13 protein-coding genes are annotated in these 15,189 nt (G+C 41.2%); 2 read left to right on the top strand and 11 right to left on the bottom strand.

Annotated elements, in window-relative coordinates; all coding sequences use genetic code 11:
* Nucleotides 1–12 precede the first annotated feature (12 nt).
* The 5 genes from secF to queA all read right to left on the bottom strand — a co-directional run bounded on the left by secF (nt 13) and on the right by queA (nt 5,541).
* The gene (gene secF, locus MTF68_RS14710; RefSeq protein WP_248462917.1) at nt 13–960 is read right to left on the bottom strand and encodes a protein translocase subunit SecF; all 948 of its coding nucleotides are present in this window, start codon (nt 958–960) and stop codon (nt 13–15) included.
* A 9-nt stretch (nt 961–969) separates the two neighbouring features.
* Nucleotides 970–2,829: a protein translocase subunit SecD gene (gene secD, locus MTF68_RS14705; protein WP_248462916.1), complete on the bottom strand. Its 1,860-nt coding sequence runs from the start codon at nt 2,827–2,829 to the stop codon at nt 970–972.
* Nucleotides 2,830–2,848: 19 nt separating this feature from the next.
* Nucleotides 2,849–3,184 (bottom strand): preprotein translocase subunit YajC, encoded by a 336-nt coding sequence (yajC, locus tag MTF68_RS14700; RefSeq protein WP_004587613.1) that lies wholly within the window; start codon nt 3,182–3,184, stop codon nt 2,849–2,851.
* 25 nt (nt 3,185–3,209) lie between these two features.
* Nucleotides 3,210–4,334, bottom strand: coding sequence for a tRNA guanosine(34) transglycosylase Tgt (tgt, locus tag MTF68_RS14695; protein WP_004587614.1), 1,125 nt, complete (start codon nt 4,332–4,334; stop codon nt 3,210–3,212).
* A gap of 175 nt (nt 4,335–4,509) precedes the next feature.
* Nucleotides 4,510–5,541 carry a tRNA preQ1(34) S-adenosylmethionine ribosyltransferase-isomerase QueA gene (gene queA, locus MTF68_RS14690; protein WP_004587615.1) on the bottom strand — a complete coding sequence of 344 codons (1,032 nt, stop codon included), beginning with the start codon at nt 5,539–5,541 and terminating at the stop codon, nt 4,510–4,512.
* A 201-nt stretch (nt 5,542–5,742) separates the two neighbouring features.
* Here queA and MTF68_RS14685 point away from each other — a divergent pair, with 201 nt between their 5' ends.
* Nucleotides 5,743–8,274 (top strand): EAL domain-containing protein, encoded by a 2,532-nt coding sequence (locus tag MTF68_RS14685; RefSeq protein ID WP_096740223.1) that lies wholly within the window; start codon nt 5,743–5,745, stop codon nt 8,272–8,274.
* Nucleotides 8,275–8,461: 187 nt separating this feature from the next.
* Nucleotides 8,462–8,674, top strand: a complete 213-nt coding sequence (locus MTF68_RS14680; RefSeq protein WP_024031438.1) for a hypothetical protein — start codon at nt 8,462–8,464, stop codon at nt 8,672–8,674.
* Between the two features lie 119 nt (nt 8,675–8,793).
* Here the strand turns inward: MTF68_RS14680 and MTF68_RS14675 are convergent, their stop codons facing one another.
* From MTF68_RS14675 to pstA, 6 genes are all read right to left on the bottom strand, one after another.
* Nucleotides 8,794–9,714, bottom strand: coding sequence for a hydrogen peroxide-inducible genes activator (locus MTF68_RS14675; protein ID WP_004587618.1), 921 nt, complete (start codon nt 9,712–9,714; stop codon nt 8,794–8,796).
* 82 nt (nt 9,715–9,796) lie between these two features.
* A complete protein-coding gene (locus tag MTF68_RS14670) occupies nt 9,797–11,065 on the bottom strand; it encodes an inorganic phosphate transporter (protein ID WP_024031439.1) in 1,269 nt (422 codons plus the stop codon).
* Nucleotides 11,066–11,105: 40 nt separating this feature from the next.
* A complete protein-coding gene (locus MTF68_RS14665; RefSeq protein ID WP_004587620.1) occupies nt 11,106–11,783 on the bottom strand; it encodes a TIGR00153 family protein in 678 nt (225 codons plus the stop codon).
* 150 nt (nt 11,784–11,933) lie between these two features.
* The gene (phoU, locus tag MTF68_RS14660) at nt 11,934–12,635 is read right to left on the bottom strand and encodes a phosphate signaling complex protein PhoU (RefSeq protein WP_004587621.1); all 702 of its coding nucleotides are present in this window, start codon (nt 12,633–12,635) and stop codon (nt 11,934–11,936) included.
* A gap of 45 nt (nt 12,636–12,680) precedes the next feature.
* A complete protein-coding gene (pstB, locus tag MTF68_RS14655; protein ID WP_004587622.1) occupies nt 12,681–13,508 on the bottom strand; it encodes a phosphate ABC transporter ATP-binding protein PstB in 828 nt (275 codons plus the stop codon).
* Nucleotides 13,509–13,534: 26 nt separating this feature from the next.
* The gene (pstA, locus tag MTF68_RS14650; protein WP_004587623.1) at nt 13,535–15,184 is read right to left on the bottom strand and encodes a phosphate ABC transporter permease PstA; all 1,650 of its coding nucleotides are present in this window, start codon (nt 15,182–15,184) and stop codon (nt 13,535–13,537) included.
* Nucleotides 15,185–15,189 lie beyond the last annotated feature (5 nt).

Below are 15,189 nucleotides of genomic sequence, written 5' to 3'. Positions count from 1 at the left end.
GCGTTAACTCTATTACGGCAATGCGTCTAGGTCTGCGCCTTCTTTTTCAATTACCTCTGGTATTAAATCTTCTTTACTTACGCCCATGGTAATAGCTACCGAGCTTGCAACGTAAACTGAAGAATAAGTACCAATGAACACACCAAATAACAGGGCTGTAGCAAAGCCATGAATGGTTTGTCCGCCCCACACAAATAGCGCAATCAATACCAAAATAGTGGTGATTGACGTTACAAGTGTACGGTTAAGTGTTTGCGTTAACGACATGTCGATAATTTCGATAGTGTCGTCGATGCGTACTTTACGGAAGTTTTCACGAATACGGTCAGATACAACAATAGTATCGTTAAGTGAGTAACCAATTACCGCCAATATTGCCGCTAAAATAGTTAAGTCAAACTCTAACCCTAATACAGAAAACAAACCAACTGTAATAATTACATCGTGTAGTAGTGCACCTACCGCGCCCACAGCAAAACGCCACTCAAAGCGAAATGCCACGTAAATCAAAATACAAATAAGCGCAGTTAACATGGCAAGGCCACCCTGCTCTTTTAAGTCTTCCCCTACGCTTGGGCCTACAAACTCAATGCGGCGCATTACTACGCTCTCATCAGCTTGCTTTAAGGCAGTAATAACTTGGTTACCAATAACTTCGGCTTTTACTTCACTGCCACGCGGCGCTAAACGAACCAAAATATCTTGGCTAGAACCAAACAGCTGCACTGAAGCATCGGCAAACCCGTTTTCAGCTAATACTGAGCGTACTTTTTTCAAATTTGCAGGTTGCGAAAAACCAACCTCTACAGCGGTACCGCCAGTAAAATCTAAACCAAAGTTTAAACCTTTGATAAAAATTGAGGCAAACGACGCTAAAATTAATAGCGTAGAAAAACCCATTGCCACTTTACGAAGTGACATGAAACGTAGGGTTTTACCACCCAAACTTAAAATTTGCATGTCCGCTCCTTAAATTGAAAGTTTATCAATGCGCTTACCACCAATAAATAAGTTAATTACCGCACGGGTACCAACTATGGCTGTAAACATTGAAGTTAAAATACCAATTGCCAGCGTTACGGCAAAACCTGCAATAGGGCCAGTGCCCACTGCAAATAAAATAACCGCAGCAATTAAAGTGGTAATATTGGCATCAAAAATAGTACTAAAGGCGCTATCGTAACCAAAATGAACGGCTTGTTGAGGGCTGCGGCCATCGGCCAGCTCTTCACGAATACGCTCAAAAATAAGTACGTTAGCATCAACCGCCATACCCACTGTTAATACAATACCGGCAATACCTGGCAGCGTTAATGTGGCGCCTGGGATTAACGACATTACACCTACAATAAGCACTAAGTTAGCTGCTAGTGCAATGTTGGCAACTAAACCAAACCCTTTGTAGTAAATAAGCATAAAGGCAAGTACAAACGCAAAGCCAAGGGCTACCGCTGTCATACCAGCTTCAATGTTTTCTTGACCTAAGCTTGGGCCTACTGTGCGCTCTTCAACAATTTGAATTGGCGCTACTAATGCACCGGCGCGTAATAGTAAGCTTAAGTTGTGGGCTTCGGCTGGGTTATCAATACCTGTAATACGGAATGAGCGGTCAAGACGAGCCTGAATAGTCGCAACGTTAATAACCTCTTCTACCTTAATAGGTGGAAGTGCTTTACCGTCAGCATCTTTTTTACCCGATGGCTTGTATTCAATAAATACCGTTGCCATGCGCTTACCAATTGCACGCTTGGTAAAGGCATTCATTTTTGCCCCGCCTTTGCTATCTAAGGTAATGCTTACTTGTGGGCGCTGGTATTCGTCGTTTCCTGATTGTGCACCAGTGATATGGCTACCTTCAAGAATGACACGTTTTTTAAGTACCACAGGGTAGCCATCACGGCTCATGATCATTTCTGCGCCCGCAGGAATACGCCCTTGAGCAGCAGCACTTGGGTCTGCGTTTTCGTCTACTTCACGAAATTCAAGCGTGGCCGTTGCACCTAAAATTTCTTTAGCGCGTGCTGTATCTTGTACACCTGGTAGTTGCACAATAATACGCTCAGCACCTTGGCGCTGTACGTTAGGCTCTGCAACACCAATTTGGTTAATACGATTACGAATAATGGTTTCGTTTTGCTTAATAGCGTAGTCACGTATTTCTTTAAGCTTTTGCTCACTCATAGTGGCAAAAAATGCGCGATCGTTACTGCTATCATCAATGTATACGTTTAGTGGGTAGCGCGATGCTAAAAAGCGTTCAGCCGCTTCTTTATCTTCCTCGGTACGCATTTCTACACGCATACGTTCAGAGCCCGCTACGCGGCGAACACTACGGTAACGAAGTTTTTCTTCGCGTAGGTCGCTACGAAAATCTTGTTCCATTTGCTCTAGCTGATTATCTACCGCGGTTGCCATGTCGATTTCCATGGTGAAGTGAACACCACCACTTAAATCAAGACCTAGCTTCATAGGGTTACCACCCAATGATTTTAACCATGCAGGTTGCGCAGGTGCCATATTAATAGCAGAGATATAATCGTCGCTGAGAGAATTACGCAGTAAGTCTTGCGCTTTTAGCTGTTCTTCAACATTTTTAAAACGTACTAATACTTGGCCGCCTTCAAGCACGGTAGACTTAGCTGTTACATTATGTTGTTTGAGGGTTGCGTTTACTTTGTCTACTACACTGAGATCGACATCTGCGCCTTTTGCCCCCGAAACCTGAATGGCCGGATCGCGGCCATACAAGTTTGGAGAAGCATATAAAAGGCCAATGGCTACCACAGCTAAAACAAGTAAATACTTCCAAATTGGAAACTTGTTTAACACAGGCATGTCCTTTTTATTTTTATAGTGACTTCATTGTGCCTTTAGGCAATACAGCAGATACTGCCGATTTTTGTACTGTTACTTCAGCTTGCTCATTTAAAGAAATCACGATGAAATCTTTATCTTCAGTAATTTTAACAATTTTACCTACTAAACCGCCTTGGGTAAGTACTTCATCACCTTTAGCCATCGCGCTCATAAGGCTTTTGTGCTCTTTAACACGCTTAGCTTGTGGGCGGTAAATTAAAAAGTAAAAAACTAAACCGAAAATAGCTAACATAATTAGCATTTCCCAGCCACCACTTGCAGCAGGTTGACCAGCAGCGGCGTGTGCGTTTGAAATAAATAAACTCATAATACTTCCTCTATATTTTTAAATTTTAATTTATATCTGCAAGCTCTGGCACGTCTTGGCCACGGCGAGCATAAAAATCACTAACAAATTCTTCTAGTTTACCTTCGCTAATTGCATTGCGTAGGCCTTCCATAACACGCTGATAGTAACGTAAGTTATGGATTGTGTTTAGTCGTGCGCCTAAAATTTCGTTACATTTATCAAGGTGATGCAAATAAGCACGCGAATAATTTTTACAGGTATGACAATCACACTCAGGATCAAGTGGGCCAGTATCTGTTTTATGTACTGCGTTACGAATTTTAATTGTACCTGTGGTAATAAATAAATGACCATTACGTGCATTACGGGTAGGCATTACACAGTCAAACATATCAATACCACGGCGAACAGACTCAACTAAGTCTTCAGGTTTACCTACACCCATTAAGTAGCGCGGTTTGTCTTCTGGCATTTTGTACGCACAATGATCAAGAATATTCATCATTTCGTTTTTAGGCTCACCAACCGATAGGCCGCCTAATGCGTAACCATCAAAGCCAATTTCTTCTAGGCCTTTTTGTGATTGTGCACGTAACTCTGGGTACATACCACCTTGAATAATACCAAATAAGGCTGATGGGTTATCGCCGTGGCCTTCTTTAGAGCGCTTAGCCCAACGAAGCGATAACTCCATTGAGTCTTTTGCTTCTTTTTCGGTGGCAGGGTATGGCGTACATTCGTCAAAAATCATGACGATGTCTGAGCCTAAATCACGCTGTACTTCCATTGATTTTTCAGGCGACATCATAATTTGGTCACCATTTACCGGCGATTGGAACAACACGCCTTCTTCGGTAATTTTACGCATAGCACCAAGGCTAAATACTTGGAAACCACCTGAGTCGGTTAGAATTGGAAAGTCCCAATTCATAAAGTCGTGTAAATCACCGTGTTGCTTAATGATTTCAGTACCTGGGCGTAGCATTAAATGAAAGGTGTTACCCAAACAAATCTGTGCCCCTGTGGCTTTAACTTCATCTGGGGTCATGCCCTTAACAGTACCGTAAGTACCTACTGGCATAAATGCAGGCGTTTCTATTACACCACGGTCAAAAATCAAGCGGCCGCGGCGCGCTTTTCCGTCGGTGCGGTCTAATTCAAATTTCATATCATCCTCAATGTCGGAAAAACAGTCCAACAAGCTATAATTTAACCGCTCGATTCTACCCTTTTTGCCCCGTTATTACTATTAGCTGCGCTAAATTCACTGCGTATTAGCGCAGGCAAATAAAAACCCAGCGTGCGAGCTGGGCTTTTTAAAACGGTACCGGATAAAAACGTGCTTATTTACGTGTTAAAAACATCGCATCGCCGTAGCTAAAAAAGCGGTACTTTTGTTCTATAGCCGTGTTGTACGCGCCCATAATGTTATCTTGGCCGCTAAAGGCACTTACTAGCATTATGAGGGTTGATTCTGGCAAGTGAAAGTTAGTCACCATGGCATCAACTACATTAAACTGATAACCTGGAAAAATAAAAATATCGGTATCGCCAAAATAGCTCTCTAATTTACCGCCGTGTACTTTTGCTGCCGACTCCAACGAGCGTACAGAAGTAGTTCCCACAGCTATAACACGCCCACCGTTAGCTTTTGTATTAGCAACAGCGTGAACCACCTCATCAGGTACTTCAATGTATTCAGAGTGCATTACATGCTCATCTACGCTTTCTACACGCACCGGCTGAAACGTACCTGCGCCTACATGTAGCGTAACAAACGCCATGTTTACACCTTTTTGCTTTAATGCCGCCATTAGCTTATCGTCAAAATGCAGCCCTGCTGTAGGCGCTGCTACTGCACCGGGCTTTTCGCCATAAACGGTTTGATAACGCTCGCGATCAGCTTCGGTGTCTGGGCGGTCAATGTAAGGAGGTAAAGGCATATGGCCAATGTCGTTTAGAATATCGAGTACATTTTGGCTGCGATCAAATTCAAGCTCAAATAACGTATCGTGACGCGCAATCATTGTCGCTTTGGCTTTGCCTTCTAAAATAACTTCGTTACCAGGCTTTAACGACTTACTTGCTCTTACATGGGCAAGTACGCGGTGTTCATCAACTACACGCTCTACAAGTACTTCGACTTTACCGCCAGAGGCTTTTTGGCCAAACATACGAGCAGGAATAACGCGGGTATTATTAAATACTAATAAGTCACCTTCGTTTACTAAATCAAGTAGGTCGCTAAACACTTTGTGTTCAACATTGCCAGTTGGGCCATCTAGGGTTAGTAAACGGCTGCTGGTTCTGTCTTGTTTAGGAAAACGAGCAATTAATTCATCAGGTAAGTCAAAGCTAAAGTCAGCCACGCGCATAGTCGGTATTCCACATCATTAAAATCGCGCCAAGTGTATATCTATCCTCGGCTAAGCTCAAGATATCTACCACAGTTGAGAGGATTCACCCTATTTTAGATACATTTGAGTAACTACTTTAAATAATCTTGTTCTTATTGGTAAATATCATTATTCTTACTCACCTTAAATAATGATGTTTCTAATTTCGGGGTTAAAAAAGTGGCAGGTAAGCTGAAGTTGCTCATTCTAAACGCAAGTAGTGAAGAACGCCGCACTATTCGCGCCACTTTAGGACATTTAAAGGTATTTGAATTCATAGAAGTAGCAGATAGCCAAGATGCGCTCACTCTGTTAAAAAAGCAGCCAGTAAACATGATTATTACGGGCTTGAGCGTGGGGAAAATAGATGGCTGGCGTTTTTCTCGCATGATCCGCTCAGGCTTACTTAAAACACCTAAAAACACCCCTATTTTACTTATTCCGCCAATTTATTGTGAGCGTATAGCTGAAACCACCGCTCGTAGTTATGGCATAGATGCCGTACTGCCCTTTGAGCACCAAGACATGTTACCGCAGGTGCTGGCCAATGTTCTGTCTACGCATTTAGAAAAAAGCAGTCGCCTTAATTTACTCTTGCTTGAACCAATAGCGCAAAAAGCCGATGAAATAGCTGAGCAACTTAAGCTCAATTTTGCCATTACCCATGTCACCACAAGCCAAAGTGCTCTCAGTGCCTATAATCAACAACAGTTTGCTATTGTCCTACTTGATGCAACCGCTTCACATGCGGGCACATCCGATAAGTTAGTCGAAGAAATACTGCAACATAACCCTAAACAAGCCATTGTAACTATTATTGATAATAACGATGCCGACTATGCAGAGCAGCTGCTGCTGTCCGGTGTTACCGACTTTATAAGAGCGCCATACGACCCGTCTTTTTTAAATAAAGTATGTGACCATGCTGCGCGCCGTGAAGACTTTATGGTTAGTTATGCTGAGTTTGCCCAAAAGGTTGAGCAGTTAAGTATTAGCGAAGTACGCTACAAAGAGCTGTTTTCGGCGCACCAACGTATTTTGCTGCATTTAAATACGGTGGTTTTAGAGCTCGACCAACAAGGTAAAATTCGCTTTATCAATCCTGCTTGGGAAACACTAAGTGGCTTTGGGGTTAAATCGTCTTTGCAAAAATCATTAATCGATTATTGCTCTGATGAGTGCCAAGTAAAACTAAATACGACCATTAACGATATTCTTAATGGCGGCATGCACCAGCAGCAAGTCGAGATTCAACTTAATCATAAAAATGGCAATCAGATTTGGGTGGAATGCCGCTTACAGCTAATAAAAAACAGCCGTAATAATGCCACCATTACTGCCACAATCGACAACATACACGAGCGTAAACAAGCTGAATTAAAGCTGCGCCACTTAGCCCTGCACGATACGCTAACAGGTTTACATAATCGTTATTATTTTGATCAACAACTCAATAAAATATGCCAAACCAAGCACACCTATGGTGATGTAGAGCACGCACTTATTTACATCGATTTAGATCATTTTAAAATAATTAACGACAGCAAAGGCCACCAACAAGGCGACATTGTACTAAAAGATGTAGCTCAATTATTTGAAGCAAACATTAGCGCTAAACATTTAGTGTGTAGAATAGGTGGTGACGAATTTGCTGTTATTTTAAAAAACACCCAACTGCTTGACGCTCACCTAATTGCAGAGAGTATTTGTAGCGCGATTGAACAGCACGAGTTTAAATCTGAAGACCAAGTGTATTCAATTAGCTGCTCTATTGGCTTAACGCAAATAACGGCTAAAAATTGCGACCCGAGTGAGTGCCTTAAGCAAGCCGATATTGCCTTATATATTGCTAAAAGTTTAGGCCGTAACCTAGTGCACTGCTACTCAAAAGATGATGCGCAAAATAACACCTTGCAAACCGGGCTTGAGTGGGGGCATGAGATTCGACAAGCACTTCAGCAGGATAACGTAGAGCTGCACTATCAGCCAATATGGGACTTTAAAGCCAATAAAGTGGCTTATTTTGAAGCGTTACTGCGTTTAAAAGTAGACGATAAACTTATTTTCCCTAATCAATTTATTCCCTCTCTTGAGCTGCTAAACGACACCTTTTTAATGGACCAATGTGTTATTCGCAATGCCATTGCTAGCGTGGCTGAGCACCCAGATTTAAATCAAGTGGCTATTAACCTCTCTGCTCAATCGTTTTTAGATGAGCGCTTATTGCCACATATAGAATCGAGCCTAGAAAAATACCACGTACCGCCTTCGCGTATTATTTTTGAAATCACCGAGTCTGCCTCAGTTAACAATTTAAAAGCCACCCGTAAAATGATAGAAAAACTAAACAGTTTAGGCTGTCATTTTTCTATTGATGACTTTGGTACAGGCTTTAGCACATTTAACTATTTAAAACAGTTACCTGCACAGCATGTAAAAATAGATGGCTCGTTTGTACGCGACATGATTAACGACCCTATTGACTTAGCACTGGTTAAGGCCATTAACGATATAAGCCGCTCCCTTGATAAGCGCTCTGTGGCAGAATACGTAGAAAGCGAAGAGATATTTTTTGCACTAAAAGAGATTGGTGTTGACTACGGACAAGGCTATTTTATTGCCCGTCCTGTGCCTGTAGAAAAAGTACAATCGACGCTTAAAATTATTTACCAGAAGAAACCTTTTATCCAACAACACACTAGCGCCAGCTAAACATTTTTAAACAGTTTTAAGCATTTTATTACTATCATTATTGCACTTATTGCCTATACTTTACGTACCACTTAGTAAATGTCTTGTTATTTTGATGATTTAACAATAAAAACATGACATTACCTATAAGCATACATGACTAGCAATTACATAGAGGTTAAAGCTTGTCAGGTTTAAGGAGGAAGGTATGGCGCAGTTGATTATTTTACTTCTCGTAATACATTGTGTAATTGCGTATCAGTGCTATCGGTACGCGCAGCTAAAGGGCTACCCAGTAGGCGTATTCGCTACTTTAGGCCTACTCCCGTATTTTAATGTAGTGGTTTGGATTTACTTGCTTTTTCTACCCGAACTAGAACCCTTTGAAAGCCAAACACATAGCAAACAGCAGCCCTTGTAGGCTGCTGTTTTGTTTATGCTACGCTGGTGCTTAATAGTGGCCAATAACCACAATGCACAGACCCTGTTTCCCTAAAGCAACATATTACTGCTGCACTTTAACCTTAAAGGTAAATAGGCTTAACTCTCAAAGTCTAAGCTACATTGGCGAGCCAAAAACACTTCTAGCTGTTGGCTGAATAACTTAAAGTCGCGAATTCTTCCTGTTGTTTTACGCCACAGTATGCCTATATCTCTGTAGGCATCGCCTTGCGATGGGGTAGCTATCATGTTTTTATCTTTAAGAATGCCCGCATTAATCGCCATTTGCGGTAAAAATGTAACCCCTAACTGATGCTCTACCATGCTTAATAAGGTATGTAAGCTTGCAGCTTCAAAAGGGTTAATACAGCTTGAGCGGTTTAGATGACACGCACTCAATGCATGCCCCGTCATACAATGCTCTCGCTCTAATAAAAACACACTAGCATCGGGTAACAAGTTAAAGTCTTCAACGCCTTTAGCAGGGCTGTAATCTTTATGGTGCACTAAACTAAAGTGATCTTTAGCCAATACTTGAGTATGAAACTTCTCCGTTTGGTACGGTAAGGCTAATAAGGCTAAATCAATATGGCCGTGTTCAAGCTTATCTAATAACTTGTCGCTGGTATCTTCAACAAGTACCAACTCTAAATCACAAAAGGTTTGCTTACAAAAGTGATACAATGGCGCCGCTATAAAGCTGGCGATAGTGGGTATAACCCCTACCACTAACTTACCACTGAGTGGCGTTAAAAAGCTTTTGGTTAGCTCTTTTAAACTAATTGTATCGTTAATAATTTTACGAGAGCGCTCAACAACCTCTTCACCAATACTGGTAAACATAAGGCTGCGATTTTCTCGCTCAATTAGCTGACAACCGAGTGTTTCTTCAAGGTTTTGAATTGCACTGCTTAAAGTAGATTGCCCAATAAAGCACGCACTTGCTGCACGGCCAAAATGCTGGTGCTGATGTACAGCTAATAAATACTGTAGCTGTTTAATACTTGGTAGGTTGGTCATTTTTTCTTTCCACAAATAAAAAGACCCCAACACCTAGGGCGTTGAGATCTTTTCAAGCTAAAAGTCTTTGAGTACTTTTTTGTTAAACCCCAAACGCGGTTCTTAGTACGTAGAAAATAACAATAGCAAGGGCAGCGCCAACTGGCAATGTAATTACCCAAGAAACTACAATGTTTCTGATAACACCCATGTTAAGTGCAGCAATACCACGTGCCATACCTACACCTAATACCGCACCAACTAAGGTTTGTGTAGTAGAAATTGGCATACCTGTACCTGATGCAATAACAACGGTAGACGCAGCAGCTAATTCGGCAGCAAAACCACGGCTAGGCGTTAAGTGAGTAATACCTTCACCTATCGTTTTAATTACCTTTTTACCTAAAATAGCAAGACCGGCAACAATACCAAAACCACCTAGTGGTAAAATCCACCAAGCAATAGCCGCTTTTTTAGCAATTTCACCGTTACTTTCAACAATGTTCACAACCGCAGCAAGTGGCCCAATTGCATTCGCTACATCGTTTGAGCCATGCGCAAACGCCATACAACACGCTGTTAATACCATTAATACCGCAAATACTTTTTCTACGTTATTAAATTGCATTTGTTTATCGGCTTTAGGGTCGATATTTAAACGTGAAATCGCAATTTTACCAATAATAGCTACAATCACAGCAATCGCTATCGCAATTAAATAACCTTCAGTAGCGCCTAGGTTAATACCTATATGCTTTAAGCCTTTTTTAATTGTTACTAGCGCCATAATAAAGCCCGCTAAACCCATGTACAAAGGTACAAAGCGTTTTGCGTTTTTAAGCGGTGCATCAGTATCAAAAATCAGCTTTTGCGCACTCATAAAGATTAAGTAAGCAATAAAGCCCGAAATAGCAGGTGTAATAATCCAGCTACCTACAATACCACCTACTTTATTCCATTGAATAGCCTCTGTACCCACTGCAACTAATGCAAAACCAATGATTGCACCAATAATTGAGTGAGTTGTTGAAACAGGCCAACCTAAAAATGAGGCAATTAATAGCCAAGTACCTGCTGCAAAAAGTGCAGAGATCATACCTAAAACCATTAAATCAGGGAGAGCAGCAAAAGGCGCAGCATCAATAATACCTTTACGGATTGTTGACGTAACCTCACCACCAGCTAAGTAAGCACCAGCAAATTCAAAAATCATAGCAATAATAATTGCTTGTTTAATTGTTAACGCTTTTGAACCTACCGAAGTACCCATCGCATTAGCAACGTCGTTCGCGCCAATACCATAAGCCATAAAAAAGCCGACTGCTGCGGCAATTAAAACTAATACCGTGCCGTAAGATGCAATGATATCCATTGTGTAACCTTAATCTTTCGTTTGAACTGATTTTTATAAATTAACGAGCTAGCATCAGCTCAAGACGTGATCCTACGCGCTCTGCAATATCTGCAAGTTCGCCAACCCATTCAATTATTTTGTATAAAAACATAACATCAATTGGGTTTAGCTCGCTTTCTACATCGCGTAGTTGGCGGCGTACTTTAATTTGCATTTCATCCGTGTCTTGTTCTATGGCATCCAATTCTACGAGCATTTTTTCTACTAAAGTCACCTCGCGACCTTTAAAGCCCGTTTCTAACAATTCTTCTAACTCATTAATTGCTTTTGATGCTTGTTTAGTCGCATCAACACAGCGTGTTAGATAAGCTAAAAAGTCTGCTTGCATAGCACTAGGAATTGTCATTTCACGGCCAATTACGCGCCCTGCAATGTCTTTAGCCTTATTTGCTATTTTATCTTGTTGAGTTACAAGTTCGAGCAGATCTGTACGCTCTACCGGCATGAATAAACCACGCGGTAATTGTAAGCGTATATCTCTTTTCATATCATCAGCTTCACGCTCTAAATTACGAATAGTTAAGCGAAGCTCTTCTGCTTGCTGCCACTCTTCTTTAAATACGTGATTAAAAAAAGGTATCAAGGCTTTACTTGCTTGATGAACCTTCTTGATGTGTTCTTCCATTGGTTTGATAGGAGATTTTGCAAATACTCCTAAAAACGCGTTTGTAGGCATAACTGACCCTTTAATCAAATTGATATGCTTTGCAGCATGAATTTTACAGTATTAGCCGCGATTGTGAACGCTTTTTATTATTTCATCATGGCTAACAATGCATAAAGCGGCACTAAGCCGCTTTAACAAAAAAGAATGATAGATAAAAACCTACAACGATTTTTCTATATCTTCTTGAGATGTATGACGAATATCTTTACCGTTAACAAAATAAATAATGTATTCCGCAATATTTTGGCAACGGTCGCCAATACGCTCTAATGAACGTACAGACCATACTAAATCCATAATTTTAGGAATTGAACGTGGGTCTTCCATCATGTAAGTCATAATTTGACGTGTGATTGCTTCATATTCACGGTCAACTTTTGCATCTTCTTTATGTACTTCAAAGGCGCGTTGTACATCCATGCGTGCAAACGCATCAAGTACATCGTGTAGCATTTTTAAAACTTGGCGACCCATGTTTTCAATATTCACTAATAAATCTTGCTGATCTTTAGTAAATGAATCCAAAGCCACTTTAGCAATGCGCTCTGCTTCATCGCCAATGCGCTCTAAATCGGCAATCGTTTTTGCAATGGCTATTACTAAGCGTAAATCGCTCGCTGCAGGCTGACGACGAGCAATAATACGCGTACATTCATCATCAATGCTAACTTCCATCGCATTTACTTTGTAATCGTTCTGGCGTACTTTTTGTGCCAGTTCAGCATCATTGCGACTTACTGCATCTAATGCACTGCTTAGCTGCTGCTCAACTAGGCCACCCATGTTAAGTACATGGTTACGAACATTTTCTAGCTCTTGGTTAAAGCGCCCAGAAATATGCTTATTTATATTATGTTCCATAATTACCTTCTCTTAAATTCGTTTACAACACTAAAACGTATACGACTAGCCGTAACGGCCTGTAATGTAGTCTTCCGTTTTCTTTTTGCTTGGCGTTGTAAATAAGGTATTTGTGTCTGAGTATTCAATCAACTCGCCCATGTACATAAAGGCCGTTTGATCAGATACACGCGCTGCTTGTTGCATGTTATGTGTCACAATAACAACGGTAAATTTGTTCTTTAAATCGTTAATTAGCTCTTCAATAACCAAAGTAGAAATTGGATCAAGTGCCGATGTTGGTTCATCAAGTAATAGTACTTCAGGTTCAATCGCAATTGAACGGGCAATAACTAAACGCTGTTGCTGACCACCTGATAGGCCAAATGCACTATCGTGTAATCTGTCTTTTACTTCATCCCATAAAGCCGCACCGCGAAGTGATTGTTCTACCACTTCATCTAGCTTACGCTTTTCTTTAATACCTTGTAAGCGTAGGCCATAAACCACATTTTCATAAATTGATTTAGGAAATGGGTTAGGACGCTGAAACACCATACCCACGTTACGACGAAGCGCGGCTACATCTACACTTTTATCGTAAATGTTTTGGCCGTGAAGTAATATTTCACCTTCAATACGACACACATCAACTAAATCGTTCATGCGGTTAATACAACGCAATAGCGTTGATTTACCACAACCAGATGGACCGATAAACGCCGTAACTTGGCCTTTCGGGATATTCATATTTACTTTGCTAAGCGCTTGCTTTTCACCATAGTAAAGATCAAGGTCCTTAATCTCTAACGCTTTTTGGTCATCAGTTAAGTTTTCTAAGTCTAACTTCAAGCTTTTGTTAGCTTGGTTTACTTGTGGAGCGACTGTAATCATGTTTGTTACCTATAATTCTTTACTAATTAGTGTTCAAGCGATCTGAATTTTTCACGTAAATGGTTACGTATGCCTATCGCTGTTATGTTGAGGGTAATAATCACCGACACTAATAAGAAGGCCGTTGCGTATACCAGCGGGCGTGCCGCTTCAACATTCGGACTTTGAAAGCCCACATCATAAATATGAAAGCCTAAGTGCATGAACTTTCTATCTAAGTGAAAATAAGGGAAGTTGCCATCAAGTGGTAACGTAGGGGCCATTTTTACCACACCTACGAGCATTAACGGCGCAACTTCACCGGCCGCTCGAGCAACTGCAAGTATTAAACCCGTCATAATTGCTGGGCTTGCCATAGGAATAATAATACGCCATAAGGTTTCAACTTTGGTGGCACCAAGCGCTAATGAACCATCACGCACTGTACTAGGAATACGCGATAAACCTTCCTCGGTTGATACAATAACAACCGGTAATGTAAGAATAGCTAATGTAAGCGCAGACCACATAACACCCGGCGTGCCAAATACTGGCGTTGGCGCAGCTTCTGGGTAAAACAGTTGGTCAAGGCTACCACCTAACATGTAAACAAAAAAGCCTAAGCCAAATACACCGTAAACAATAGACGGTACACCGGCAAGGTTAATTACCGCAATACGAATCATCTTAGTTACTGCATTTTTAGCTGCGTATTCATGTAAGTAAATTGCAGCTACAACACCAAATGGGGTCACAATAACGGCCATCAGCATAACCATAAATACTGTACCAAATATAGCAGGGAATACGCCGCCCTCGGTGTTTGCTTCACGTGGGTCGTCTGATACAAACTTACCCAGTTGTACAAAGTAATGACCTAACTTTGAGAAAAAGCCCATGTCGTTAGGCAACCAAACATCAAGCACTTGATACAGTGGAATGGTGACTACTTCACCGCGCATGTCCTTAACTAAAACTTGGTCACGTTTGGCTTTTTTACGCAGTGCAAATAACTCTTTTTCAAGTACTGCATATTCGTTACGTAACTCGGCACGTGCTTGAGCAAGCTCAGCAACACGCTCATCGGTTAGTTCGTCATCAAGTAGGTACGCTTTTTCTTGTAAGCGAAGACGCTCTAATTCGTAGTTGATATGACCAATGTCGCCATTTTGTAAATCAAGCGCTTCATCGTTTAAATCAACCGCACGCTCTACTAGCTCATGCAAGGTTTCGATTTTATCGCCAGTAACCGGCTTTCCATCTTTAATTACACCTTCTATGTAGCCATAAAAGTTACCGTTTTTACTGCGCTCAAATACAGCAAGCGTAGCCGGTGTACTTTGCTCAGTAATATCGGTTTCTAATATCCAACGAAAATCTAAATCTACATATTCGCGGTTACCTGTTTTTATAAGTAAACGCTCAACTTCGTCTTTATTAAAATCTGATACATCAATACCTGTTGCAGCTAAACGCGCTGTCGGCACAAGTTCTCGGTCGTAAACTTCACCAATTATGGTTTGTTTTGAAATAGACCCTTCTAGCTCAAATTGAACTACCTCTGATGGCCAGAAAAAGCTTAATCCCTTCCAAGCTATCATTGCTAATAAACCGAGAACTGAAATTAAGCTGATACTTACCGCACCACCTGTCATCCAAATCCAAGGAGAACCAGACTTAAACCACTGCTTTACCATGTCGT

This window comes from Pseudoalteromonas sp. 2CM37A, from assembly GCF_023161885.1.
Taxonomy (GTDB): domain Bacteria; phylum Pseudomonadota; class Gammaproteobacteria; order Enterobacterales; family Alteromonadaceae; genus Pseudoalteromonas; species Pseudoalteromonas atlantica.
This window is presented reverse-complemented; position numbering and strand designations above follow the sequence as displayed.

Bases quoted from the DNA above. Each gene is read 5' to 3' on its own strand.
- yajC (WP_004587613.1), bottom strand. From the start codon at position 3,184: ATGAGTTTATTTATTTCAAACGCACACGCCGCTGCTGGTCAACCTGCT.
- pstB (WP_004587622.1), bottom strand. From the start codon at position 13,508: ATGATTACAGTCGCTCCACAAGTAAACCAAGCTAACAAAAGCTTGAAG.
- queA (WP_004587615.1), bottom strand. From the start codon at position 5,541: ATGCGCGTGGCTGACTTTAGCTTTGACTTACCTGATGAATTAATTGCT.
- MTF68_RS14670 (WP_024031439.1), bottom strand. From the start codon at position 11,065: ATGGATATCATTGCATCTTACGGCACGGTATTAGTTTTAATTGCCGCA.
- MTF68_RS14675 (WP_004587618.1), bottom strand. From the start codon at position 9,714: ATGACCAACCTACCAAGTATTAAACAGCTACAGTATTTATTAGCTGTA.
- secF (WP_248462917.1), bottom strand. From the start codon at position 960: ATGCAAATTTTAAGTTTGGGTGGTAAAACCCTACGTTTCATGTCACTT.
- MTF68_RS14665 (WP_004587620.1), bottom strand. From the start codon at position 11,783: ATGCCTACAAACGCGTTTTTAGGAGTATTTGCAAAATCTCCTATCAAA.
- tgt (WP_004587614.1), bottom strand. From the start codon at position 4,334: ATGAAATTTGAATTAGACCGCACCGACGGAAAAGCGCGCCGCGGCCGC.
- MTF68_RS14680 (WP_024031438.1), top strand. From the start codon at position 8,462: ATGGCGCAGTTGATTATTTTACTTCTCGTAATACATTGTGTAATTGCG.
- phoU (WP_004587621.1), bottom strand. From the start codon at position 12,635: ATGGAACATAATATAAATAAGCATATTTCTGGGCGCTTTAACCAAGAG.
- pstA (WP_004587623.1), bottom strand. From the start codon at position 15,184: ATGGTAAAGCAGTGGTTTAAGTCTGGTTCTCCTTGGATTTGGATGACA.